General features: G+C 64.7%; 20 protein-coding genes and 1 other RNA gene. 9 read left to right on the top strand and 12 right to left on the bottom strand.

Features of this window, described 5'->3' with window-relative positions:
• Window positions 1–97 precede the first annotated feature (97 nt).
• The 7 genes from rpsA to gyrA all read right to left on the bottom strand — a co-directional run bounded on the left by rpsA (window position 98) and on the right by gyrA (window position 10,629).
• On the bottom strand, window positions 98–1,783 hold the full coding sequence (rpsA, locus tag KKQ75_RS01480; protein ID WP_091816122.1) for a 30S ribosomal protein S1: 1,686 nt from the start codon (window positions 1,781–1,783) through the stop codon (window positions 98–100).
• Between the two features lie 222 nt (window positions 1,784–2,005).
• The gene (locus tag KKQ75_RS01485) at window positions 2,006–4,108 is read right to left on the bottom strand and encodes a bifunctional 3-phosphoshikimate 1-carboxyvinyltransferase/cytidylate kinase (RefSeq protein WP_213359375.1); all 2,103 of its coding nucleotides are present in this window, start codon (window positions 4,106–4,108) and stop codon (window positions 2,006–2,008) included.
• 10 nt (window positions 4,109–4,118) lie between these two features.
• Window positions 4,119–5,003, bottom strand: coding sequence for a prephenate dehydrogenase (locus KKQ75_RS01490; RefSeq protein ID WP_213359382.1), 885 nt, complete (start codon window positions 5,001–5,003; stop codon window positions 4,119–4,121).
• A 23-nt stretch (window positions 5,004–5,026) separates the two neighbouring features.
• A complete protein-coding gene (gene pheA / locus KKQ75_RS01495) occupies window positions 5,027–6,115 on the bottom strand; it encodes a prephenate dehydratase (protein WP_213359390.1) in 1,089 nt (362 codons plus the stop codon).
• Window positions 6,116–6,148: 33 nt separating this feature from the next.
• Window positions 6,149–7,285, bottom strand: a complete 1,137-nt coding sequence (gene serC, locus KKQ75_RS01500) for a 3-phosphoserine/phosphohydroxythreonine transaminase (RefSeq protein WP_213359392.1) — start codon at window positions 7,283–7,285, stop codon at window positions 6,149–6,151.
• Window positions 7,286–7,306: 21 nt separating this feature from the next.
• Window positions 7,307–7,876 (bottom strand): DUF2059 domain-containing protein, encoded by a 570-nt coding sequence (locus KKQ75_RS01505; protein ID WP_213359394.1) that lies wholly within the window; start codon window positions 7,874–7,876, stop codon window positions 7,307–7,309.
• A gap of 77 nt (window positions 7,877–7,953) precedes the next feature.
• On the bottom strand, window positions 7,954–10,629 hold the full coding sequence (gene gyrA, locus KKQ75_RS01510; RefSeq protein WP_213359398.1) for a DNA gyrase subunit A: 2,676 nt from the start codon (window positions 10,627–10,629) through the stop codon (window positions 7,954–7,956).
• Between the two features lie 262 nt (window positions 10,630–10,891).
• Between gyrA and ompA the strand changes: the two genes are divergently transcribed.
• From ompA to KKQ75_RS01545, 7 genes are all read left to right on the top strand, one after another.
• Window positions 10,892–11,479: an outer membrane protein OmpA gene (gene ompA, locus KKQ75_RS01515; RefSeq protein WP_213359400.1), complete on the top strand. Its 588-nt coding sequence runs from the start codon at window positions 10,892–10,894 to the stop codon at window positions 11,477–11,479.
• Between the two features lie 99 nt (window positions 11,480–11,578).
• Complete coding sequence (gene ubiG / locus KKQ75_RS01520) at window positions 11,579–12,316, top strand: bifunctional 2-polyprenyl-6-hydroxyphenol methylase/3-demethylubiquinol 3-O-methyltransferase UbiG (RefSeq protein ID WP_213359403.1); 738 nt, start codon at window positions 11,579–11,581, stop codon at window positions 12,314–12,316.
• A 102-nt stretch (window positions 12,317–12,418) separates the two neighbouring features.
• Window positions 12,419–13,111, top strand: coding sequence for an HAD family hydrolase (locus KKQ75_RS01525; protein ID WP_213359406.1), 693 nt, complete (start codon window positions 12,419–12,421; stop codon window positions 13,109–13,111).
• 179 nt (window positions 13,112–13,290) lie between these two features.
• Complete coding sequence (locus tag KKQ75_RS01530) at window positions 13,291–13,776, top strand: hypothetical protein (protein WP_213359408.1); 486 nt, start codon at window positions 13,291–13,293, stop codon at window positions 13,774–13,776.
• Window positions 13,777–13,779: 3 nt separating this feature from the next.
• Complete coding sequence (locus KKQ75_RS01535; RefSeq protein WP_213359410.1) at window positions 13,780–15,066, top strand: hypothetical protein; 1,287 nt, start codon at window positions 13,780–13,782, stop codon at window positions 15,064–15,066.
• A 101-nt stretch (window positions 15,067–15,167) separates the two neighbouring features.
• Window positions 15,168–15,554: a transfer-messenger RNA gene (ssrA, locus tag KKQ75_RS01540) on the top strand.
• A 36-nt stretch (window positions 15,555–15,590) separates the two neighbouring features.
• Window positions 15,591–16,253, top strand: coding sequence for a hypothetical protein (locus tag KKQ75_RS01545; RefSeq protein WP_213359413.1), 663 nt, complete (start codon window positions 15,591–15,593; stop codon window positions 16,251–16,253).
• Between the two features lie 18 nt (window positions 16,254–16,271).
• Here the strand turns inward: KKQ75_RS01545 and KKQ75_RS01550 are convergent, their stop codons facing one another.
• Both KKQ75_RS01550 and KKQ75_RS01555 read right to left on the bottom strand, forming a co-directional pair.
• Complete coding sequence (locus tag KKQ75_RS01550) at window positions 16,272–16,694, bottom strand: hypothetical protein (protein WP_213362626.1); 423 nt, start codon at window positions 16,692–16,694, stop codon at window positions 16,272–16,274.
• Window positions 16,695–16,723: 29 nt separating this feature from the next.
• The gene (locus tag KKQ75_RS01555; RefSeq protein ID WP_213359421.1) at window positions 16,724–17,572 is read right to left on the bottom strand and encodes a recombinase family protein; all 849 of its coding nucleotides are present in this window, start codon (window positions 17,570–17,572) and stop codon (window positions 16,724–16,726) included.
• Window positions 17,573–17,589: 17 nt separating this feature from the next.
• Here KKQ75_RS01555 and KKQ75_RS01560 point away from each other — a divergent pair, with 17 nt between their 5' ends.
• Window positions 17,590–18,507 (top strand): DMT family transporter, encoded by a 918-nt coding sequence (locus tag KKQ75_RS01560; protein WP_213359423.1) that lies wholly within the window; start codon window positions 17,590–17,592, stop codon window positions 18,505–18,507.
• A gap of 24 nt (window positions 18,508–18,531) precedes the next feature.
• Here the strand turns inward: KKQ75_RS01560 and KKQ75_RS01565 are convergent, their stop codons facing one another.
• The gene (locus tag KKQ75_RS01565; protein ID WP_213359432.1) at window positions 18,532–19,674 is read right to left on the bottom strand and encodes an iron-containing alcohol dehydrogenase; all 1,143 of its coding nucleotides are present in this window, start codon (window positions 19,672–19,674) and stop codon (window positions 18,532–18,534) included.
• A gap of 175 nt (window positions 19,675–19,849) precedes the next feature.
• On the opposite strand from KKQ75_RS01565, the gene KKQ75_RS01570 reads away from it, so the two are divergent.
• A complete protein-coding gene (locus KKQ75_RS01570) occupies window positions 19,850–21,133 on the top strand; it encodes a phospholipase D-like domain-containing protein (protein ID WP_213359434.1) in 1,284 nt (427 codons plus the stop codon).
• Between the two features lie 248 nt (window positions 21,134–21,381).
• Here the strand turns inward: KKQ75_RS01570 and KKQ75_RS01575 are convergent, their stop codons facing one another.
• Window positions 21,382–22,413, bottom strand: a complete 1,032-nt coding sequence (locus KKQ75_RS01575; protein ID WP_213359437.1) for a sulfate/molybdate ABC transporter ATP-binding protein — start codon at window positions 22,411–22,413, stop codon at window positions 21,382–21,384.
• Between the two features lie 18 nt (window positions 22,414–22,431).
• Window positions 22,432–23,259, bottom strand: a complete 828-nt coding sequence (gene cysW / locus KKQ75_RS01580) for a sulfate ABC transporter permease subunit CysW (protein WP_213359440.1) — start codon at window positions 23,257–23,259, stop codon at window positions 22,432–22,434.

Raw genomic sequence — 23,259 nt, forward strand, 5'->3', positions numbered from 1 at the left:
AAAACGGGAGGGTTGCAGGAAACAGCAGTCCGCGCCGCCCGCAGGCGGTACGGACTCCCGCCGGGCGCACGATGGCGCCTGGCGGGGATCACGCGGATCAGTTGTTGCTGTTGTCCAGCTTGGCGCGCAGCAGGGCGCCCAGGCTGGTGGTGCCGGCGTGGGTGGCAGAAGCACCCTGGTTCAGCTCGGCCATGGCCTGTTGCTGGTCGGCAGCGTCCTTGGCCTTGATGGACAGGGACACGTTGCGGCTCTTGCGGTCGATGTTGGTGATCACGGCGGTCACTTCGTCGCCCACTTTCAGCACCTGGCTGGCGTCTTCCACGCGGTCCTGGCTGATTTCGCTGGCGCGCAGGTAGCCCACCACGTCTTCGCCCAGGTCGATTTCGGCGCCGCGGGCGTCCACGCTCTTGACCTTGCCAGTCACGGACTGGCCCTTGTCATTCACGGACACGAAGGTCGTGAACGGGTCGGAATCCAGCTGCTTGATGCCCAGGGAGATGCGCTCGCGCTCGACGTCCACACCCAGCACCACGGCCTCGACTTCCTGGCCCTTCTTGTAGTTGCGCACGGCAGCTTCGCCGGTCTCGTTCCAGGACAGGTCGGACAGGTGCACCAGACCGTCGATACCGGAGGGCAGGCCCACGAAGATACCGAAATCGGTGATGGACTTAATCGGGCCGGTAACCTTGTCGCCGCGCTTGACGTTCTGCGCGAACTCCTGCCACGGGTTGGCCTTGCACTGCTTCATGCCCAGGCTGATGCGGCGCTTGTCCTCGTCGATTTCCAGGACCATCACTTCGACTTCGTCGCCCATGGAGACGATCTTGTTCGGAGCGGCGTTCTTGTTGGTCCAGTCCATCTCGGACACGTGCACCAGGCCTTCGATGCCCGGCTCCAGCTCGACGAACGCGCCGTAGTCGGCAATGTTCGTGACCTTTCCGAACAGGCGGGTGCCTTGCGGGTAGCGGCGGGACACGCCCAGCCACGGGTCTTCGCCCAGCTGCTTCAGGCCCAGGGAGACGCGGTTCTTCTCGGCGTCGAACTTCAGGACCTTGGCGGTCAGTTCCTGGCCAGCCTGAACGACTTCGCTCGGGTGGCGGACACGGCGCCATGCCATGTCGGTGATGTGCAGCAGGCCGTCGATGCCGCCCAGGTCAACGAAGGCACCGTATTCGGTGATGTTCTTGACCACGCCATTGACGATGGCGCCTTCCTTCAGGGTGGCCAGCAGCTTCTCGCGCTCTTCGCCCATGGAAGCTTCCAGCACGGCGCGGCGGCTCAGCACCACGTTGTTGCGCTTGCGGTCCAGCTTGATGACCTTGAACTCCAGGGTCTTGTTCTCGTAGGGAGTCAGGTCCTTGGTGGGACGGGTGTCAACCAGGGAGCCGGGCAGGAAGGCGCGGATGCCGTTGACCAGCACGGTCAGGCCGCCCTTGACCTTGCCGCTGGTGGTGCCGGTGACGAAGTCGCCGGATTCCAGCGCTTTTTCCAGGGCCAGCCAGGAGGCCAGGCGCTTGGCGGTGTCGCGGGACAGGATGGTTTCGCCAAAGCCGTTCTCGGCGCTGCTGATGGCCACGGACACGAAGTCGCCAGCTTGCACTTCGACTTCGCCCTGGTCGTTCTTGAACTCTTCGATCGGCACGTAGGCTTCGGACTTGAGGCCGGCGTTGACCACGACGTGGTTGTGCTCGACGCGCACGACTTCGGCGGTGATCACTTCACCGGTACGCATTTCGGCGCGCTTCAACGATTCTTCAAAGAGTTCAGCAAAAGATTCAGACATGTAGGTTCCTGATCTGCGGGCGGGAATGCGGGCTGCACCATTGCAGGCCGACTGTCGCTCGCAGGGGTTGCGTTGCGATGCGGAAAACATCGCGGGGGTTGGGTACTGACACAATCCGCCGGCTGGCGCTGCAGCCGCACCGGCGGTACGAAAAAGACAGCCTTTGAATGGCAACAGGGCTGCCGGGTAAGCGGCAGCCCTGCGGCCCGGGAGCAGCGCGGTTTAGCCGTGCGCCTCGGGAGCCGGAAAAGGCTGTCTGTCCTGCCACCAGTCCAGCACCAGTTGGACGGAGGTTTTCACGTCCATGTCGGAGTTGTCGAGGGGCAGGGCATCCTGCGCGGGCTGCAAGGGAGCGACTGCGCGCGAACTGTCACGCGCATCGCGCGCCTGCAGGTCCGCGCGAAGGTCATCCATTCTAGCGGCGAATCCTTTGGAAATCAATTGGTTATAGCGGCGCTGGGCACGTTTTTCGGCGCTGGCCGTCAAAAACACCTTGAGTGTTGCTTCCGGGAAAATCACCGTGCCCATGTCGCGGCCGTCGGCGACCAGGCCGGGCGCCTTGCGGAAGCTGTGCTGCAGCTGCACCAGCGCGCTGCGCACCGGCGGCATGGCCGAGACGGTAGAAGCGTCCATGCCGCCCTGTTCGGTGCGGATGGCGTCACTGATGTCTTCGCCATCGAGCCAGACGCAGCCGTCGCCAAAGCGGATCGGCAGGCTGGCGGCCAGGCGCGCGATGGCCTCGGCATCCGGCTCTGCCTCGTCCTGCAGCAAGCCGGTGCGGCGCGCCGCCAGGCCGACGATGCGGTACAGGGCCCCCGAATCGAGCAGGTGATAGCCCAGCTGCTTGGCCAGGTGCGTGGACAGGGTGCCCTTGCCGCTGGCGCTGGGGCCGTCGACGCACAGCACGGGGATGTGCGTGGCATCGGCCTGGCAGACGCCGAAGTAGGCGTCGAAATAGTGCGGGAAGGTCTTGCCCACGCAGGCCGGATCCTCGATGCGCACCGGCAGCGCAGCAGGGTTGAAGGCGGCCAGCGAGAGGCACATGGCCATGCGGTGGTCGTCGTAGGTATGGATGCTGGCGTGGCGCCAGTCGGTTGCGCTGGCTGGCGGCGTGACGCGGATGAAGTCGTTGCCTTCCTCCACGCTGGCGCCGAGCTTGCGCAACTCGCGCGCCATGGCGGCGATGCGGTCGGTTTCCTTCACGCGCCAGCTGGCGATGTTGCGCAGCGTGGTGGTGCCGTCGGCATACAGCGCCATCACGGCCAGCGTCATGGCGGCATCGGGAATGTGGTTGCAGTCCAGGTCGATGGCGCGCAGCGGCCACTGGCCGCGCTGGATGGTGATGCTGTCGGGCGTGCTGCTGACCTTGGCGCCCATGGCTTCGGCCGCCTCGATGAAGCGGATATCGCCCTGGATGGAGTCGGCACCCACGCCCTGCACCGTGATGCTGTGGCCCTGTGCAGGATCGGCGGCGATGGCGCCGAGCGCGATGAAGTAGCTGGCCGAGGACGCATCGGCCTCGATATGCAGTTCGCCGGGCGACTGGTAGGCGGCGCCGGCAGCGATGGTGAACTGCTTCCAGCCGGTGTCGCCGTCGCGCTGCACCGTCACGCCGAAACGCTGCAGCAGGTTGAGCGTGATGGCGATGTAGGGTTTGGAGATCAGCTCGCCCTCGATCTCGAAGGTGATGGTGTGGCCGGCCAGCGGCGCAGCCATCAGCAGGGCGGTGAGGAACTGGCTGGAGACATCGCCGCGTACGCGGACCAGGCTGGCCTGCGCGTCTGCTGCGGGGTTGGAGTTGCTGTTGTTGCCGCCATCTTTGCGGCCGTCCGCGGGCGTGGCGCGCGGGCCGATGCGTAGCGGCGGATAACCTTCCGTGCCGGCATATTCCACATCGCAGCCGAGCTGGCGCAGGCCGTCCACCAGGTCGCCGATGGGGCGCTCGTACATGCGCGGCACGCCGGTCATCAGGAAGCGGCCCTGCAGCATGGCCAGGGCGGCGGTGAGCGGGCGCATGGCGGTGCCGGCATTGCCCAGGAACAGCTCGATCGGCTCCTCCTGCTCGGCCTGCGCCGGCAGGGCGCCGCCAATGCCGGTGATGCGGGCCGTGGTGCCCTGGCGCGAGACGCTGCAGCCGATGCGCTCCAGCGCCGCCAGCATCACGCGGGTGTCGTCGGAGTCGAGCACGCCGTGCAGCGTGGTGCTGCCGCTGCACAGGCCGGCCAGCAGCAGCACGCGGTTGCTGATGCTCTTGGAGCCCGGCAGGTGCACCGTGCCATTGGCGGCCACGAGCGGCGGAATGTCGAGGAAGGGAGACTTGCTCATGGGGATGTTCTCAGAGCCGCGCGTTCTCGTCGCGCGTGATCATGCGCCACTGGCTGCGTGCCTCGCTGGCTTCGCTGATCAGGGCATGCAGGGCTGCGCCGTCGCCGGCGGAGATGGCGTCGGTGAAGGTATGCAGCGAGGCTATCAGCTGCTCGGTCTGGCGCAGCATTTCCTCGCGGTTGCACAGGAAGATGTCGCGCCACATGGCCGGATCGCCCGCGGCAATGCGGGTGAAGTCGCGGAAGCCGGAGCCGCCCAGGGCCAGCGTGTCGGCGGAATCGTCCTGGTGCAGGATGCTGTGCATCAGCGCAAAGGCCGTCATGTGCGGCAGGTGGCTGACGGCGGCGAAGGCGGCGTCATGCTCCTGCGGCGTCATGGTCTGCACCTTGCAGCCGAGCGCTTCCCACAGCTGGGTAATGTGCTGCAAGGGGCCGATGCGGGTATGGCGCGCCGGCGTGAGGATCACCAGCCGGTCACGGTACAGATCGGGATCGGCGTGGGTGATGCCGGCCACTTCCTTGCCGGCAATCGGATGCGCCGGCACGAACTGGCCGACACGGCCGCCGAGGGCCTGTTCGGCATCGGCGATCACGTTCTGCTTGGTCGAGCCCACGTCGGTGACGATGGCATCGGGGCGCAGGTGGCCGGCAATCTGCTGCAGCACGCTGCCGGTGGCGGCCACCGGCACGGCCAGCACCACCAGGTCGGCATGGGCCACGGCCTGGCCGGCAGTGCCGGCGGTTTCCGTCAGCACGCCGCGGCGCAGCGCTTCCTGCACGGTGGCGGGATTGGGGCTGTAGCCGATCACATGCTGTACCAGGCCGGCGCGCTGCATGGCCAGCGACAGCGATCCGCCCATGAGTCCGCAACCGATCAGGGCCAGTCGGTGAAACATTGCACTGCTCCGTATCTGTGGCGTCAGCCGTTGATGGCGTAGGACCCGAGCACCTTGTAGTAGGCGCAGATCGGGCGCAGGTCGGCCAGCGCGGCGGCCACATGCGGCTCGCTGATGTGACCGACCAGGTCGATGTAGAAGAAGTATTCCCACTGCTGGCCGCTGCGCGCCGGACGCGATTCGAAGCGCGTCATGGACACGTTGTGGCGCTTGAGCGGCTCCAGCAGTTCGTACACGGCGCCGGGGCGGTTGACGACCGACAGCACCAGGCTGGTGCAGTCATTGCCGGAGGCTTCGGGCATGGCCAGCGTTTGCGGCAGGCACATCACGGCAAAGCGGGTGCGGTTATAGGCTTCATCCTGGATTGCAGGGGCCACCACGTGCAGGCCGAATTGCGAGGCGGCGCGCAGGCTGGCGATAGCGGCCCACTTCGGATTGCTGGCAGCGATCCGGGCGCCCTCAGCGTTGCTGGATGCTGCATGCCGTTCGGCTTGGGGAGCATGCACGCTCAGCCAGTTCTGGCACTGCGCCAAGGCCTGAGGATGGGCATAGACGGCTTCGATCTGGTCCAGCGGCGTCTGCTGGCTGCACAGCAGGTTGTGGCGCACCAGCAGACTGGTTTCGCCGATCATGTGCAGCGGCGAGGTCAGGAACAGGTCGAGCGAGCGCGTGACGGCGCCTTCAGTGGAGTTTTCCATCGGCACCACGCCGAAGTCGGCACGGCCGGAAGTGGTGGCATCGAACACTTCATCGAAGCTGGCGCAGGGCACATGGTCGATGCTGACGCCGAAGAAGGCTTCGGCGGCCTGCTCGCTGAAGGTGCCGGCCGGGCCCAGGTAGGCCACGCGCTGCGGCGCCTCGAGCGCACGGCAGGCCGACATGATCTCGCGCCAGATGTTGGCGATGTTGTTGCCCTTGAGCGGCCCGGGATTGCCCTGCTGCAGGGTGTGGATCACCTGCGCCTCGCGCTCGGGGCGAAACACCTGCGAGCCTTCCTTGCGCTTGATGTCGCCAACCTCGTTGGCCAGCGCCGCGCGGTCGTTCAGCAGTTGCAGCAGTTGTTGGTCAACAGCGTCGATGGCGACGCGCAGGTCGGCGATGGAGCGGGTCATGAAAGGTACGGCTAAAGGAGTGGAACAGGGGGATCAGGCGTGGCGGGCTTCGAACTCGCGCAGGTAGTCGACCAGCGCCTGCACGCCGGCCATCGGCATGGCGTTGTAGATGCTGGCGCGCATGCCACCGACGGATTTGTGGCCCTTGAGCTGCAGCAGGCCGCGCTCCTGCGCGCCGGCGAGGAAATCGGCATTGCGGCTTTCGTCCGCCAGGAAGAAGGGCACGTTCATGCGCGAGCGGCAGGACTTGTCGACCGTGTTGCGGAAGAAGCTGGAGTTGTCGAGGAAGTCGTACAGCAGCTGCGCCTTGGCGATGTTCTGCGCCTCCAGCGCCGCCACGCCGCCTTGCGCCTTGATCCACTGAAAGGTCAGGCCGGCGATGTAGATGCCGTAGGTGGGCGGCGTGTTGTACATCGAGTTGTTCCTGGCCACCAGGCTGTAGTCGAAGGCGCTCGGGCAGTGCTGCATGGCATGGCCGAGCAGGTCATCTCGTACCACTACCAGCGTCAGGCCGGCCGGGCCGAGGTTCTTCTGCGCGCCGCCGAAGGCCAGGCCGACCTTGCTCCAGTCCATGGCGCGGGAGGCCACGTTGGATGAGAAATCGACCACCAGCGGGGCATCACAGCCGAGCGCCGCCAGATCGGGCAACTGCTGGAACTCCACGCCGTGGATGGTTTCATTGCTGCAGATATGCACATAGCGGCTGCCACTGTCGAGTTGCCAGCTTGCGGGCGCGGGAATGTGCGTGTAAGAAAGACCGCCCGAGGGGTGCTGCACTGCGGCATTGGCGGCGAGGAGCGCCTCGCAGAACTTGGCCGCTTCGGCATGACTTTTCTGGCTCCAGCCGCCAGTCACCACAAAGCTGGCCGCTTCGCCGCGGCTCAGGTTGAGCGGCACGATGGCGTTTTCGGCCAGACCGCCACCCTGCATGAACAGGATGCGGAAATGGTCCGGAATCGCCAGCAATTCGCGCAGCGTGTCCTGCGCCTGCTGCAGGATGATGCCGAAGGCTTCGCCGCGGTGGCTCATCTCCATCACGCCCATGCCGCTGTGGCGGCCATCGGGGAAGGGCCAGTCCAGCATTTCGGCAGCGGCGCGCTGCAGCACCGGCTCGGGGATGGCGGCCGGGCCGGCGGAGAAGTTGTAGGGACGAAGCGCGGAATCAGTCATGGAGCGGGAGCAGGGCGGGAATTACTTCTTGGAGGCGTTGCCGATGATCTGCGCGGCACGCGTGTCAAAGGCCTTGATGCGGGCTTCCACATCGGCGCGCGTGGCGTCCACCAGCTTCTGCGCCAGCATGTTGGCCAGCTGCGGGTTGGCCGCGTAGTATTTCTTGATCACGGGCGACTCCATGAAGGCGACCAGCTGGCGCAACTCGTCGGCGGTGAAGCGCTCGGCGTAGGCCGGCACCAGCACGTCGAGACTGACGCGCTCGTTCCTGGCCTTGATGGTGCGTACGTTGTCGTCGTTGAACTTCTTCAGCTCGGCGTCGAGCAGGTCGGCTGCGGCCTTCTGGCGTGCCTGCGGCACCTGGTCGAGCTTGGGCAGCCAGGTGGAGACCACGGTCTGCGTGGCCGAGCTGGCCAGTTGCGCGATCAGCGCATCCATGTCGTGCGCCTTTTGCAGGTTGACGATGCGCGTGGCCAGTTCCTTGCGCGTGGCGTCCTGCGCCTGGACGGGCGCGCTGACGGCCAGCGCAGCCAGGGCCAGGGCACAGCCGGCGGCAGTGGAACGGAGGGACAGGAAACGGGCTTGTTTCATGAAATCGGGCTTTCGTTCAAAAGTACTCTGGCAGGGCTGCCGGCTGACAACCCTCTTTGGCTCTCAGCATAGCATTGTCATGCGTCCGGCGTAGTGCTGTCGTCCGCTGTGGTATCGGGGCTGTCGCTGGCGGTGGAATCCTCCGCGTCGGAGCCGTTCTGCTCCTCGCCGGCGTCGTTCTCGACGATGCGCTGCAGGCCGATCAGTTCGGCACCGTCATCCAGCGCGATCAGCGTCACGCCCTGCGTGGCACGGCCCATCTCGCGGATCTCGGCCACGCGCGTGCGCACCAGCACGCCCCGGTCGGTGATCAGCATGATCTCGTCGTCGGCGTGCACCAGCGTGGCGGCCACGACCTTGCCGTTGCGCTCGCTCTGCTGGATGGCGATCATGCCCTTGGTGCCGCGACCGTGGCGGGTGTATTCGACGATGCTGGTGCGCTTGCCGTAGCCGTTCTCGGTGGCGGTGAGCACGCTTTGCGACTCATCCTCGGCCACCAGCATGGCGATCACGTTCTGGCCTTCTTCCAGCATCATGCCGCGCACGCCGCGTGCCTGGCGGCCCATGGGGCGCACGTCGTTCTCGTCGAAGCGCACGGCCTTGCCGCCGTCGCTGAACAGCATCACGTCGTGCTCGCCGTCGGTGAGGGCGGCGCCGATCAGGTAGTCGCCGTCATCCAGGCCCACCGCGATGATGCCGGCCTTGCGCGGGTTGCTGAACTCGTCCAGCGCGGTCTTCTTGACCGTGCCCTGGGCGGTGGCCATGAACACATAGCGGTCGGCCGGGAAGGTGCGCATCTCGCCGGTAAGCGGAAGCACCACGGTGATCTTCTCGCCGTCTTCCAGCGGGAACATGTTGACGATGGGGCGACCGCGCGAGCCGCGGCTGCCGGTAGGCACTTCCCACACCTTGAGCCAGTACAGGCGGCCACGGTTGCTGAAGCACAGGATGTAGTCGTGCGTGTTGGCGATGAACAGCTGGTCGATCCAGTCGTTGTCCTTGGTGGTGGTGGCCTGCTTGCCGCGGCCGCCACGCTTCTGGGAGCGGTACTCGGACAGCGGCTGGCTCTTGATATAGCCGGTGTGCGAAAGCGTCACCACCATGTCGGTCGGGGTGATCAGGTCTTCGGTGCCCAGTTCCTGCGCGTTGTGCTCGATCTGGCTGCGGCGCGCGCCGACCTTGGTCTGGCCGAACTCGTTCTTCAGCGCGGTCAGTTCGTCGCTGATGATCGTGCTGACGCGCTCGGGCTTGGCCAGGATGTCGAGCAGGTCCTCGATCTCGGCCATCACGTCCTTGTATTCGGCCACGATCTTGTCCTGCTCCAGGCCGGTCAGGCGCTGCAGGCGCATCTGCAGAATCTCTTGCGCCTGCACTTCGCTCAGGCGGTACAGGCCATCGCCCTGCAGACCGTACTGGCGGCCCAGGCCTTCGGGGCGGTAGTCATCGGCGCTGACAACGGTGCCATCTTCGCGGGCGCGGGTGAGCATCTCGCGTACCAGCGAGCTGTCCCAGCTGCGCGCCATCAGTTCGGCCTTGGCCACCGGCGGGGTGGGGGATTCGCGAATGATGCGGATGAACTCGTCGATATTGGCCAGCGCAACGGCCAGGCCTTCCAGCACGTGGCCGCGGTCGCGCGCCTTGCGCAGGTTGAAGATCGTCCTGCGCGTGACCACCTCGCGGCGGTGCTGCAGGAAGATGCTGACCAGGTCGCGGATGTTGCACAGCTTGGGCTGGCCGTCGACCAGCGCCACCATGTTGATGCCGAAGGTGTCCTGCAGCTGCGTCTGCTTGTACAGGTTGTTCAGCACCACTTCGGGCAGCTCGCCGCGTTTGAGCTCGATCACCAGGCGCATGCCCGACTTGTCGGATTCGTCCTGGATGTGGCTGATGCCTTCGATCTTCTTCTCGTGCACCAGCTCGGCAATGCGTTCCTGCAGTGTCTTCTTGTTGACCTGGTAGGGCAGCTCGTCGACGATGATGGCCTGGCGCTGACCCTTGTCGATATCCTCGAAATGGCACTTGGCGCGCATCACCACGCGGCCGCGGCCGGTACGGTAGCCTTCGCGTACGCCCTGGATGCCGTAGATGATGCCGGCGGTGGGGAAGTCAGGGGCCGGGATGATTTCGATCAGGTCGTCGATGCTGGCATCCGGGTGCGCCAGCATGTGCAGGCAGGCATCCACCACCTCGTTGAGGTTGTGCGGCGGAATGTTGGTGGCCATGCCCACCGCGATACCGGCCGAGCCGTTGATCAGCAGGTTGGGCAGCTTGCTCGGCAGAACCAGCGGTTCCTGCTCGCTGCCGTCGTAGTTGGGGCCGAAATCGACCGTTTCCTTCTCGATGTCGGCCAGCATTTCGTGCGCGATCTTGGCCAGGCGGATCTCGGTGTAGCGCATGGCCGCGGCGCTGTCGCCGTCGACCGAACCGAAGTTGCCCTGGCCGTCGACCAGCATGTGGCGCAGCGAGAAGTCCTGCGCCATGCGCACGATGGTGTCGTACACCGCGCTGTCGCCGTGCGGGTGGTATTTACCGATGACGTCACCGACGATACGGGCCGACTTCTTGTAGGGCCGGTTCCAGTCGTTGTTGAGTTCGTGCATCGCGAACAGGACGCGGCGGTGCACCGGTTTGAGACCATCGCGTGCGTCGGGTAGGGCACGCCCCACGATCACGCTCATGGCGTAATCCAGGTAGCTGCGGCGCATCTCCTCTTCGAGGCTGATGGGCAGCGTTTCTTTGGCGAATTCAGTCATGCGTAGAAGGGCCGATTATTCGTGGGAATATGACATTTTAGCTTCACCGCAGATGCTGTATATTTGGGGGCATTGCTGCGGCCCATGTGGCAATGATGCAACAAAGAACGTGATTTCCGGAAGGGCCCCGTGCCGAGCGCGTGGAGTGCGGTTACAGTGAATGCGTGCTGTGGCACAATCGGCTCGACGGGTTACGCTCAAACGCATCCGAAACTCGCATAATCGTGCAGCTCCTGCTGTGGTATTTATCAAGAGGATAAACATGAAGAAACTGAATAAAGTAGCTGTGTTGTTCGCAACTGTCGCCATGGCAGGTGCTGCTGTGGCTTCCCCCTCCACCGTGACCGGTGACAACTGGCGCAACAACCACGGCAACCTGATCTGGATGAACGGCACGAACGAACTGTGCTGGCAAGACAACTACTGGACTCCCGCTACCGCTGCCTCCCCGGCTTGCGGCGCTCCGGTTGCCCAGGCTCCCAAGGCTCCCGAGGCAGTTGCTGCCAAGGTGACCTACGCTGCTGACGCTTTCTTCGACTTCGACAAGTCCGTGCTGAAGCCGGCTGGCAAGGCCACGCTGGATGACCTGGTTTCCAAGATCCAGGGCCTGAACATCGAAGCCATCATCTCTACCGGCCACACCGACTCCATCGGTTCCGACGCCTACAACCAGGCTCTGTCCATCCGTCGTGCCAACGCCGTGAAGAACTACCTGGTGTCCAAGGGCATCGCCGCCGAGCGCGTGTACGTGGAAGGCAAGGGCGAGAAGCAGCCTGTTGCCACCAACAAGACTGCCGAAGGCCGCGCCAAGAACCGTCGCGTGGAAATCGAAGTGGTTGGCACCCGCTAATCCTTCTGCTTCCGCAGACGCAAAAAGCCCCGCTTGCGGGGCTTTTTTATTGCCTGTACCGGACACGGGCGCGCCAGCTTTTGAGGCACAATCGGCCTCATGGAAAACACGGACATCACTTCTTCTGCCGCGCCTGCCGCCAACGTGGACCAGGCCGAGATCTCCAAATTCGGCGAGCTCGCCCATCAATGGTGGGATCGTGACGGGGTGCTGCGTACCCTGCACGCCATCAACCCGCTGCGGCTGGGCTGGGTGCAGGAATTCCAGCGTCTGAAGGATCTGCGCGTGCTCGACGTGGGTTGTGGTGGCGGCATCCTGTCCGAATCCATGGCGCAGGTCGGGGCGCAGGTGACGGGCATCGACCTGGCGGAAGAATCCTTGCGCGTGGCGCAACTGCATGCGCTGGAAGCCGGCGTGAACAACGTGAACTACCGCCAGATCAGCGCCGAGGATCTGGCGCGCGAGCAGCCGGGACAGTTCGATGTGGTGACCTGCATGGAACTGCTGGAGCATGTGCCCGATCCAGGCTCTGTCGTGCGCGCCTGTGCCGAGGCCGTGAAACCGGGTGGCTGGGTGTTCTTTTCCACCATCCACCGTAATCCGAAAGCATTCCTGCTGGCGATCGTGGCGGCGGAGTACCTGCTCAACCTGGTGCCGCGTGGCACGCACGAGTATGCGCGCATGATCCAGCCGAGCGAGTTGATGCGCGAGTGCCGTCTGGCCGGGCTGGTGCCCGAGGCCACGCGTGGCCTTCACTACAACCCGCTCACGCAGCGCTACTGGCTGAGCGACAACATCGATGTGAACTACATGCTGGCCTGCCGCAAGCCGGCCTGAATCAGCGGCCCCCGTCATGATTTTCATGAGGGTGTGGCAAATTACCGTTTTGGGCAGGGAATATCCTGATTCACTCTGGTTTTGATATTCGATAGTTAATCCATGGATAAATCCGGCACTGCGTTTTTTCCCGGTATTCGGGCCGTTCTTTTCGACCTGGATGGCACGCTCGTCGACAGTGCCCCTGACCTCGGCGGAGCCGTGGATCGCATGCGCACGGCGCGTGGATTGCCCTCGCTGCCGCTGGATGACTACCGGCCCATGGCGGGCGCCGGCGCACGTGGAATGCTGGGTGTGGCCTTTGGCATGACGCCCGAGGACCCGCTGTTTCCCGAGATGCGCGAGGAGTTTTTTCGCAACTACGAGACGCATTTGCTGGACAGGACGTACGCCTTTCATGGGATCGAAGCGCTGCTGGGGCAATTGCAGCAACAGGGGCTGGCGTGGGGCGTGGTGACCAACAAGACCGAACGCTTCGGCCTGCCGCTATGCCGGCAGATGCCGGTGTTGCAATCGGCAGCGGTGGTGATCTGTGGCGATACCACGCCACATGCCAAGCCGCATCCGGAGCCGCTGCTGGAAGCTGCGCGGCGTCTGGCGCTGGAGCCGGCGCAGTGCCTGTATGTGGGGGATGACCTGCGGGACATGGTGGCGGCACATGCGGCCGGCATGCCCTGCGTGGCTGCGGCCTGGGGCTATCTGGGCGAGCATGATATTTCCAGCTGGGGCGCCAGTGCCGAAGCAGCGCAGCCGCTGGATGTGCTGGGCATGGTATGCGCCGGGCAGGCGGCATGAATGGCATGGACCGCATCCATGGCATGGGTGACCGGCGCAGTGCGGCTGACACAAAGGGCGCCGGGAGTGCACGAGACGCCTGGGGCGCAGGTGGTGCACCTGGTGCAAAGAGGGCATTGGGGACAGGGAGGCCAACGGGGGCAAAGCGGGCAATGGGCCGGGCGCTTCGCCTGTGGCGCATGCTTGCCGCAAGTGCTCTGCTGGTATTGAGTGCGCCTGCCGCGTGGGCTGCAGCCTGCCTTGACGAGGCGCAATGGCAGACGTTGCAGCAGCAATCCGAAGTGCAGCCCGCCTTGCTGTATGTGTGGTCGCCGCGCATGGTGCTGTCGGCCGTGCATGCGGACCAGGTGCAGACCGTGGCGCGTCAGGAAGGGCTGCGCATGGTGCCGGTGCATGACCATCGCGTGCCGGCGGAAGAGGTTTCGCAGGCGTTGCAGCGTTTGCGGCAGCAGAATGCGGCGGCAGCCGATGCGCTGGCCGGCAGCGTGCCGCTGTGCAACGAAGACCTGGTGCAGCAGGATGCCTATCGCCACTTTCCCACGGCGTGGGTGGTGCGCAAGGGCAGTGCCCATCCCCGGCCGCTGGTGGCGGCCATGCCGATGCCGTACTGGCGACAGGGCATCCGCCTGCGCATGGTACAGGCCGGAAAACCGAAAGCGGATTGATCCATGCGCATGCATCTTGTTGCCGGACTGTTTCAAGGGACTTTGCGTGACGCTGCGGGCAGCAGCATGGAGCGCTGCCTTGCGCGCTGTGCCGGCGCCATAGGGCTGGTACTGGGGGCTGGCTCGCCCGGACTGGCGCTGGCTGTGGCGGCGGACTCGCCCCAGGCCTGCATTGCGCCCAGTACCTTTGTCGAACTGACGGGCCAGGTGGCCGGTACGTCGCGCGATGCGGCTGGCAGGACGGTGGCGGCGCTGGGCAGCTACGAGCGCATCAGTCCGGACGGGCGCTTTGTGCTGCGCTCCTATTCCGGCGCGCAGCTGGGCAATGTGAGCTTGATGGAATTGCCGGCGTTTGCCGGCACCGTGGTGCGGGGCTATCGCACGCCGTTGTCCAACGAGGCGTTTCCGGTGCAGGGCAGTTGGCGCTATCTGGTGGACATGACGGGCGAGCATTACCGGCTGGCCGATATCCTGCAGCTGCAAGGCAAGGCACGCCCGCTGTTCCGGGGTGGCATGACGGGCTTTTATGCGGCGGCGGCCGAGCTGCCGGGCAACCGTCCGGACGAGATCCGCATCCGCTCCTTCAGCTGGCCCAATGCGGGCGGCGATGACGAGACGCAGGGTCAGGGGGCGCTGTCGGTGCGTACGCTGACAGTGGACACGCAGCAGCAGCGGGTGAGTGGCGATACGGGCATCGAATATTTGTGTCGTGACCGGGTGCGCGTGGATGGCAACATGTACGCGTTGCCCATGATTTCGGTGGACGGCACCGAATACGCGGCCATGCCGCAGATGCCGGTGCAGGGCAAGCCGACCATGCGCGTGTTCGGCTTTGGCGAAAGCGGCAAGGGGTGCGAGCTGCGCGATGCGTTTGCGCATGCGAGCGGCAAGACGGTGTTCGGTTTTCCGAATCCGGGCGGGCAGGGTGCGGATCTGGCCTACGAATATCGCGGGCAGATCTGGTGGTACAGCCGGGCACTGAAGCAGGCCTTCAATCTGGCGCCACCGCCGGCGCGCGCGGGCGAGCGGCTGATGGCCAGCGCCTTTCCGGGCATCACGCGCGACGGGCGGGTGATCTATGCCAGCACGCTGCGCCAGTGCGATGCGGCGGGGGGCAACTGCACGGACCGGGTGGGCTACACGATTGCCGACCCCTACCAGAGTGCCGGGGTGCGGGCCTGGCGCCAGCAGCATCCGGGGCAGGCGGCTGCCTTGCCGCGTTGTGTGCAGCGGCAGGATGTGCTGCGCGAGCGTGCGGGCTTTGGCGGGCTGCATGGACTCACGCCTTGAGCGCAGGTGTTGCGCCGATTGATGACAGGAGGCAAGCCTTGCAAGCAACTGTCAGGGCGGGGGTGACAGCTGCGACAGTGTCACGTACAATTGACGCTCTTGGGGCTGCATTGGTTTCGACATGGGTTCGGAAGCGTTGCGGAGCATGTCGAGCTTGGGTCACGCTCGTTAATCTCGATTCAAAAAAGTAACTGCAAACGACGAACGTTTCGCACTCGCTGCTTAATCCAGCGGGCCTTGCAACAGTCGGTCAATGGGCTGGGCAAGGGTTGGTTGGCGCAAGCTGACCGATCCCGGCTGCAAGGTTAATTCACATTGACTGGCCATGCGTCGTGTTCCTTGACGTGTGGCGAGACCTAAGGGGACTGGCCTGTTGTGCAGCGTGCCTCTGCGCGGCATGACGGGCGAGATCAAATCAGCTGGCTACGCATGTAGAACCGGACGAAGAAGGCTTGTGGACGCGGGTTCAAATCCCGCCAGCTCCACCATCTACAAGGGCTCGGATAGTCTCCGGGCCCTTTTTCTTGCCTGAAATCCCCGCGCCACGTGGGGTTCCGGCCGAAGGGCTTGCGGAAGCCATCCTGCCGCTCGGCTCCAAAATCGGCGTTTTTCGGGCACTTTTCCCGCCCAGAGTCGTCTCTGTCTCTGTTTGGCTTGCGGGTAATCGCAGCCTGAAGCCCAAAAAATCAACCACTTACGCGCCCTGGTTCGCTGTCAACCGCGCCCGCCGGTTAAACATCGAACCGCGCCACGACCTCCCACTGGGTGGCCCATTCGGTCGGCTGCGAGCAAGCAGGATCCTGGCGGCGAAAATGTCGACGATGACAAGCAAAAAGAAAATCGCTGCTGATCTGCAGTCAGCCCTATCTGGGCAGAGCCCACTGAGCATCGATCTGTACGTGGAAGTTTTGGCCGACTACGAGGACGAACTCAAGGCCTCGCTCGACAAGGACGCTGATGACGCCCTGCTGTGCATGCTGGCGGACGACGGTGACGTGGCGATGATGGTCATCGACTGGGACGGCAGCATCTACCGGAACGAAAACGCATTGAAGAAGCTGCAAGCCATGTGGCGGCAGAGCTTTGATACCAACGTGCAGACCCTCGTGCCCATCCTCAGTGATCACATCAGCCAGAAAAACCTGGGTGTGGCAGGCATCAAGTGGCTGCCCGCATCCAGCGATTGAAGCGAACGACGATCCTGGTTACGAATCGAACCCCGCCACCACCTCCCGCTGCGCCACCCAGTCGGTCGGCAACGGGTTGCGTTGGAACCACAGCAGGCTCATGCACCGGGGCTGCTGCCCGGCATAGATCGCCTTCACGATGTCCGGCTCCAGTAGCGTCAGCCGCAGCAGTTCGTTGACCGTGGAATGGTGCAAGCCTTCGCGCTTGGCGATCTCACTGCCGGTTTCGACCACGCCGTCGTCGAGCAATTGCTGCCAGTAGAACGCCCGTGACAGCGCCGTCAGCAAGGGCTGGTCGTGGACGGCGGCCGTCTTGGCCTGCACCTGCGCCACCGCAGGCCGCACCACCACGGCCCGGCCGCCACGCTTCCTGATCTTGATCGGGATGAAGGTCGTCAGCCGGATTTCATCGCCGTCGCGCCGCTCGCGTCTTACCGCCAACCCGGTGGCCTCGATCTCGGGTTTGTTCTTCACTCCGCCTCCGCTTCCAGTTCCTGCAACTCCGCGCCGACGGTGCCGGGCAGCAGATCCATCGCCAGATCCTGCCAACCAAGGTCACGCCAGACGATTTCCAGCCCGGCATCACCCAGCACCACCCGCTCGATCAGCAACTGCGCCAGCCTCCGCTGCTCGGCTGGATAGAGCGTGTGCCACATCGCCGCGAGGTTGCGCATCGGCAGCACCACCTGGGGCTCGTCCAGGTCAGGTCGAATGACGTGCATCTGATCCACAACCCGCTGCACGATGTGCGGGGCCTGCAGCGCCATCACGATCTGCTCGATAACTAGTGCTTCGATGGGTTCGGCGGGCAACGGCCCGTGCCGACTGGCCCAAGCACCCATGCGCCGGTGCAGCACCGGCGTGTAGTAGCAATACCGCTTGCCCTTCTTGTTGGTGTAGGTCGGCATCAGTTTCTCGCCGTCGTCGGTGAACAGCAGCCCCGACAGCAAGGGTTCGGCCTCGCCGCGCGCCACGCGCTTGCGTTGCCGCGCATCCGTTTCGATCAGCGCGTGGACGGCATCCCACTGTTCCTGCGTGATCAGGGCCTGATGCTCGCCAGGGTAGCTCTGGCCCCGGTGATTGATCTCGCCCAGGTACATCCGGTTGTGCAGCAGCTTGTACATCGTCTGCTTGGTAAGCGGCTTGCCCACCTTGCTCAACAGCCCCTCGGCGGCGTAGGTTTTGGCCATCGTCGTGGTGGAGCCGACGTTCACGAAGTCGTCGAAGATGCGCCGCACCAGCGCCGCTTCCTTCTCGTTGACGACGAGCTTGCGCTCGACCGGCTGCAGGCTATGATGCGTGTTCGATTTTTCACGCATCGCTCTGACAGCCCCCCATGGATCCACGCAAACCGATTGATACCCAGGCCGCCGGCCTGATGCTGCTGCTCTGCTCGATCTGGGCCTTGCAGCAGGTGCTGCTCAAGGCGGCAGCGGTGGATATCACGCCGATGATGCAGGTGGCGCTGCGCTCGGGCATGTCGGCAGTGCTGGTCTGGCTGCTGATGCGCTGGCGCGGCGAACGGCTGGATCTTGGCGGACGTGACCTGAAGCCCGGCCTGCTGGTCGGGCTGCTGTTTGCGGTCGAGTTTCTGTTCGTAGCCGAGGGGATCCGGCACACCACGGCTTCCCATGCGGCGGTGTTTCTCTACACCGCGCCCATTTTCGTGGCCCTGGCCCTGCATTGGCGTTTGCCGTCGGAGCGGCTCAATCGGGTGCAGTGGGTGGGCATCCTGCTGGCGTTCGCCGGAGTGGCGCTGGCGTTTCTCTGGCGCGGTGCCAACGCGGCGGGAAATGGCGCGAGCCTGCTGGGCGACTTTCTGGTGGTGCTGGGCGCCATGGGCTGGGCGGGCACGACCGTGGCGGTGCGCCTGACCAGCCTGGCCAATGCGCCGGCCACGCGCACGCTGCAGTATCAGCTGGTGGGCGCCTTCGTCGTGCTGTTGCCGGCCAGCCTGCTGATGGGGCTGGGCACCATTCACCATACGCCGCTGGCCTGGGGCAGTGTACTGTTCCAGGGAATTCTGGTGTCGTTTGCCAGCTACCTGGTGTGGTTCTGGCTGCTGCGCAAGTACCTGGCTTCGCGCCTCGGGGTGTTCTCGTTCATGACGCCGCTGTTTGGCGTCGCGCTGGGCGTATGGCTGCTGAATGACCCGCTCGAGCCGGGCTTTGTGCTCGGCGCTGTGCTGGTGCTGCTGGGCATCCTGCTGGTCAACGGGCAGGCCTGGCTGCCGCGCGCCTTCACCAGGGGCTGAGCCACGCACTGGCTGCAAGCGCACTCACAACTGTATCGATTCCTGCAGCATCTGTCGGTAATCCTGCGCGCTGGCTTCGCGCGGATTGGTCTTGTGGCAATGGTCGGCCAGAGCGTGGGTGATGATGGCATCGAACTGGCTTGGCGCCACGCCCAGTGCCGTCAGTCCGGCCGGCAGCTGGAGTGTATGCACCATGGCGGCAAGCGCCGGCGCGACGGCATCGCCGTCGGCCAGGCCCATCGCCTGAGCCAGCCGATCCAGACGATTTTCTTTGCGCACGGACTCCGCCGTGCTGTTGAATCGCACCACTGCGGGCAGGAAGATCGCATTGAGCGTGCCATGATGCAGCCCCGGATTGATACCGCCTAGACTGTGACTGAGCGAATGCACGCAGCCCAGCCCCTTCTGGAATGCCAGCGCGCCGTGGATCGAGGCCGTCATCATGTTCAGGCGCGCATCCTGATCCAGCCCGTCGCTGGTGGCGCGCACGATGTGTGACCAGCCCCGACGCAAGCCTTCCAGCGCAATGCCGTCGGCCGCCGGATTGAAGGCGGGAGCAAGAAAAGTCTCGATGCAGTGGGCGATCGCATCCATGCCGGTCGCCGCCGTCAGTGCTGGCGGCAGGCCGAGCGTGAGGGCGGGATCGCAAATGGCCGAACGCGGCACCAGATGCCAGGAATGAAAGCCCAGCTTGCGCCCGTCCTGGACGATGAGGATGGCGCCGCGCGCCACTTCGCTGCCAGTACCGCTGGTGGTGGGGATGGCAATGAGCGGCAGCACCGCGTCGGTAATGCGGGGCGAGCCGCCTTCGATGGTGGCGTAATGCGTAAGCGGGCCGGTGTGCGTGGCCGCAATGGCAATGCCCTTGGCACAGTCGATGGCCGAGCCGCCGCCGACGGCGATCAGGCTGTCGCAGCCCTGGATGCGTGCCATCTCGGTGCCGGCAAGCACCGAAGCCTCGGTCGGGTTGGAACTGACTTGGTCGAACACGGCAAATGGCTGCCCCTGCAGAACGGCTTCTACCCTGTCGAGCAGGCCTGCGGCCCGCACGCCGGGATCGGTCACGATCAGCGGCTTGCGCATGCCGATGCGGGTGATTTCGGCGGGGAGTTCGGACAGGGCGCCATGCGCCAAATGGATGTGAGTGATGTACTGGATCAGGGCCATGGGGGAGCAGCAATAAACGGATGGGCGTTCGTAAAGGCCACTGTAAGCCGCGCCCGCCATGATCCCCCTCCGCAACTTCCCTATGTGGCAATCTACGTTACATCGGGAGATTCTCCGACAAACGCGCTTGCCGCGCCGGGATACACTGCGTTGCAAATCCCTTCAGCCCCTCGCCATGTGGAAAAAACGCAAAGTGTTCTGGGTCGTCATCGTCACCATTGTCCTGACCCTGCTTGCCGGGGTACTGGCGCTGAACTTTGCCACGCCCGAAAAGAAGCTGGAACGCAAGCTGGCACATCGCTACGTCATCGCCGATCCACAGTTCCGCCGCGAGATGGGAGTATTGCTGGGCCCCGCCATCGTGCCCGGCAACCAGGTGCGTGATCTGCAGAACGGTGCCGAAATCTTCCCCGCCATGCTGGCGGCGATCGGCGCTGCCCGGCACACCATCAATTTCGAAACCTATATCTACTGGTCCGGCGATATCGGCCGCAAGATGGCGGAACTGCTGGCCGAACGCGCCAGGGCCGGCGTGCGCGTGAACGTGCTGCTGGACTGGGTCGGCAGCCTGAAAATGGAACAGGATCTGCTCGACCTGATGCAGCAGGCGGGCGTCAAGGTGCACCGCTACCGCCCGCTGCACTGGTACAACCTTGCACGCATGAACAACCGCACGCACCGCAAGCTGCTGATTGTGGACGGGCAGGTAGCCTTCACGGGTGGCGTCGGCATTGCCGACCAGTGGGAAGGGCAGGCGCAGGATCCGGAGCACTGGCGCGACATGCACTTCGAGTTGCGCGGGCCGGCAGTGACGCAATTCCAGGCGGCCTTCAATGACAACTGGATCAAGGCCACTGGCGAGGTGCTGAACGGCGAGGCCTATTTTCCGGCGACGGCGGTGGCGGGCGAGATGGATGCCCACATGTTCATCAGCTCGCCCTCCGGCGGCAGCGAGAGCATGCACCTGATGTATCTGATGGCGATTGCAGCAGCCGATCGCAGTATCGACCTGGAGGCTGCGTACTTTGTTCCCGATGAGCTCATCATCAAATCATTGCAGGAGGCGCGCAAGCGCGGGGTACGCGTGCGCGTGCTGGTGCCGGGCGAGCATATCGATTCGGACACGGTGCGGCTGGCGTCCAAGGCGTCGTGGGGGCCACTGCTGGAGCAGGGCGTGGAAATCCACGAATACCTGCCGACGATGATGCACAACAAGCTGCTGATCGTGGACCGGGAACTGGTGTCGGTGGGATCGACCAACTTCGACTCGCGCTCTTTCCGCCTGAACGATGAAGCTAGCCTGAATGTGTACGACAAAGGATTTGCGGCGAAGATGACGGGCGTGTTCGAGGAGGACCTGAAGCACTCGCGCCCCTACACCCACCAGGACTGGTTGAACCGGCCGCTGAAGGAAAAGCTGATTGAACGCTTCGTGTTGCCGATCAAGTCGCAGCTGTAAGGCCTGGTAGAGGGCTGTTGCTCATGCGCGCAGCCACACTGCACGTACCGCACGCAGGGGTGGCGCCGGTGCACGGTGCCGATGACGGAGAGCAGCGTGGTCTTGCGGGCTACCGAAGGACCGATAAACGCGATACCAAGACCGCGTTGCGCATTATAGAAGCTGGCTCGGGTTCGTGCACCTGTTACGGCGGCCGGCCGACGCCGTCCGGATGCTTGCGCATGCCCGCGCAAGCGACAAGGATCGCGTCAGATTCCGGCGCCCGCCTCGACAAACTCCGTGATGCGTGTCGGCCGCAGCCACACCGGCGTGCCGGCGTCGAAGGCCATGCGGCGCGCCAGCTGTTCATGCTCGCTGCGCGTGAGTTGCACGTCGATCAGCTGGGCGCTGTCGCTGCGTTCGAACTCCATATAGGTGTAGGGACCGACCACCTGCGTCTGTTTCCAGACCGCGGCAATGCCATCCTGTGGGGCGAGGGAACCGGGCTGAGCCGGCAGCACCTCGATCTGGTGCGGGCGCACGTAGGTGGGCGTGGCGCTGCCCTGCGGGTGCAGCGGGTTCACATCACCGAGGAACTCCATCACGAACGGCGTGGCCGGGTGCTCGTACACCTCGTTCGGCGTGCCGACTTGCTCGATGCGGCCGGCGTTCATTACCACCACGCGGTCGGCCACTTCTAGCGCCTCTTCCTGGTCGTGCGTGACGAAGATGCTGGTCACCCCCATGTCGTGGTGGATCTGGCGCAGCCAGCGGCGCAGTTCCTTGCGCACCTTGGCATCGAGTGCGCCGAAGGGTTCGTCCAGCAGCAGCACCTTGGGCTGGGTGGCGAGGGCCCGCGCCAGGGCCACGCGCTGGCGCTGGCCACCGGAGAGCTGGTGCGGATAGCGCTTGGCCAGCGGGGCCAACTGCACTTTCTCCAGCAGATGGGCCACGCGCTCGGCGATCTCCTTTTTCGAAGGGCGCTGCGAAGCAGGCAGCACCGTCAGGCCGAAGGCAACGTTGTCCGCCACCGTCATGTGGGCGAACAGCGCATAGTGCTGGAACACGAAGCCGATGTTGCGGCTGCGCACGTCGGCCCAGGTCACGTCGCGCTCATCGAAATGCACGCTGCCGCTGTCGGGCAGTTCCAGCCCGGCCAGCACGCGCAGCAGCGAGGTCTTGCCGGAGCCGGAGGGGCCGAGCAGGGCAAGCAGTTCGCCGCTGGCAATCTGCAGGTTGACCTTGTCGCACACCACGGTGCGGCCGAAGGACTTGTTCAGGTTCTGGATGCGGATCTGCATGGAGAGCTTTCGTCAGGATCAGGCGTGGCTGCGGCGTTCGACCAGGTATTTCAGTACCAGCGTGACCAGGGCCAGCAGGGCCAGTAGCGAGGACACGGCAAAGGCGGCGGCGAACTGGTATTCGTTGTAGACCACCTCGATGTGCAGCGGCATGGTGTTGGTCTGGCCGCGGATATGGCCGGACACGATGGACACGGCGCCGAATTCGCCCATGGCGCGGGCGTTGCTCAGGATCAGGCCGTAGAGCAGTGCCCACTTGATGTTGGGCAGCGTCACGCGGCGGAAAATCTGCCAGCCGCTGGCGCCGAGGATGCGCGCCGCTTCTTCCTGCGCGCTGCCCTGGGCCTGCATCAGCGGAATCAGCTCGCGCGCCACGAAGGGAAAGGTGACGAAGACGGTGGCCAGCACGATGCCCGGCACAGCGAAGATCACCTGCAGGCCATGCGCCTCCAGCCAGCCACCCAGCGCCGCATTGACGCCGAATACCAACACCAGCGCCAGACCGGCAATCACCGGCGACACGGAAAACGGCAGGTCGATCAGCGTGAGCAGCAGGCTCTTGCCACGGAAATCGAATTTGGTCACGGCCCAGGCCACGGCGATGCCGAAGATGGCATTGAGCGGCAGGGCGATGGCGGCGGCCAGCAGCGTGAGCTTGATGGCAGAGAGCGCATCCGGCTCGGTGATGGCAGCCCAGTACACCTGCAGACCCTGGCGGAAGGCCTCGATGAAGATGCTGAGCAGCGGCACCAGTAGGAACAGCGTCATGAACAGCAGCGCGGTGCCGATCAGCGTGCGGCGCAGCCAGGGAGACTCGGTGGTGGGAGAGGGCGCGTAGGAGGGCAT

Source organism: Brachymonas denitrificans (assembly GCF_907163135.1).
Classification (GTDB): Bacteria; Pseudomonadota; Gammaproteobacteria; order Burkholderiales; family Burkholderiaceae_C; genus Brachymonas; species Brachymonas denitrificans_A.

Bases quoted from the DNA above. Each gene is read 5' to 3' on its own strand.
- KKQ75_RS01530 (WP_213359408.1), top strand. From the start codon at position 13,291: ATGCTTGCCGCAAGTGCTCTGCTGGTATTGAGTGCGCCTGCCGCGTGG.
- KKQ75_RS01560 (WP_213359423.1), top strand. From the start codon at position 17,590: ATGGATCCACGCAAACCGATTGATACCCAGGCCGCCGGCCTGATGCTG.
- rpsA (WP_091816122.1), bottom strand. From the start codon at position 1,783: ATGTCTGAATCTTTTGCTGAACTCTTTGAAGAATCGTTGAAGCGCGCC.
- KKQ75_RS01555 (WP_213359421.1), bottom strand. From the start codon at position 17,572: ATGCGTGAAAAATCGAACACGCATCATAGCCTGCAGCCGGTCGAGCGC.
- KKQ75_RS01525 (WP_213359406.1), top strand. From the start codon at position 12,419: ATGGATAAATCCGGCACTGCGTTTTTTCCCGGTATTCGGGCCGTTCTT.
- KKQ75_RS01575 (WP_213359437.1), bottom strand. From the start codon at position 22,413: ATGCAGATCCGCATCCAGAACCTGAACAAGTCCTTCGGCCGCACCGTG.
- ompA (WP_213359400.1), top strand. From the start codon at position 10,892: ATGAAGAAACTGAATAAAGTAGCTGTGTTGTTCGCAACTGTCGCCATG.
- gyrA (WP_213359398.1), bottom strand. From the start codon at position 10,629: ATGACTGAATTCGCCAAAGAAACGCTGCCCATCAGCCTCGAAGAGGAG.
- KKQ75_RS01565 (WP_213359432.1), bottom strand. From the start codon at position 19,674: ATGGCCCTGATCCAGTACATCACTCACATCCATTTGGCGCATGGCGCC.
- KKQ75_RS01485 (WP_213359375.1), bottom strand. From the start codon at position 4,108: ATGAGCAAGTCTCCCTTCCTCGACATTCCGCCGCTCGTGGCCGCCAAT.
- ubiG (WP_213359403.1), top strand. From the start codon at position 11,579: ATGGAAAACACGGACATCACTTCTTCTGCCGCGCCTGCCGCCAACGTG.
- KKQ75_RS01535 (WP_213359410.1), top strand. From the start codon at position 13,780: ATGCGCATGCATCTTGTTGCCGGACTGTTTCAAGGGACTTTGCGTGAC.
- KKQ75_RS01505 (WP_213359394.1), bottom strand. From the start codon at position 7,876: ATGAAACAAGCCCGTTTCCTGTCCCTCCGTTCCACTGCCGCCGGCTGT.
- cysW (WP_213359440.1), bottom strand. From the start codon at position 23,259: ATGCCCTCCTACGCGCCCTCTCCCACCACCGAGTCTCCCTGGCTGCGC.
- pheA (WP_213359390.1), bottom strand. From the start codon at position 6,115: ATGACCCGCTCCATCGCCGACCTGCGCGTCGCCATCGACGCTGTTGAC.
- serC (WP_213359392.1), bottom strand. From the start codon at position 7,285: ATGACTGATTCCGCGCTTCGTCCCTACAACTTCTCCGCCGGCCCGGCC.
- KKQ75_RS01570 (WP_213359434.1), top strand. From the start codon at position 19,850: ATGTGGAAAAAACGCAAAGTGTTCTGGGTCGTCATCGTCACCATTGTC.
- KKQ75_RS01490 (WP_213359382.1), bottom strand. From the start codon at position 5,003: ATGTTTCACCGACTGGCCCTGATCGGTTGCGGACTCATGGGCGGATCG.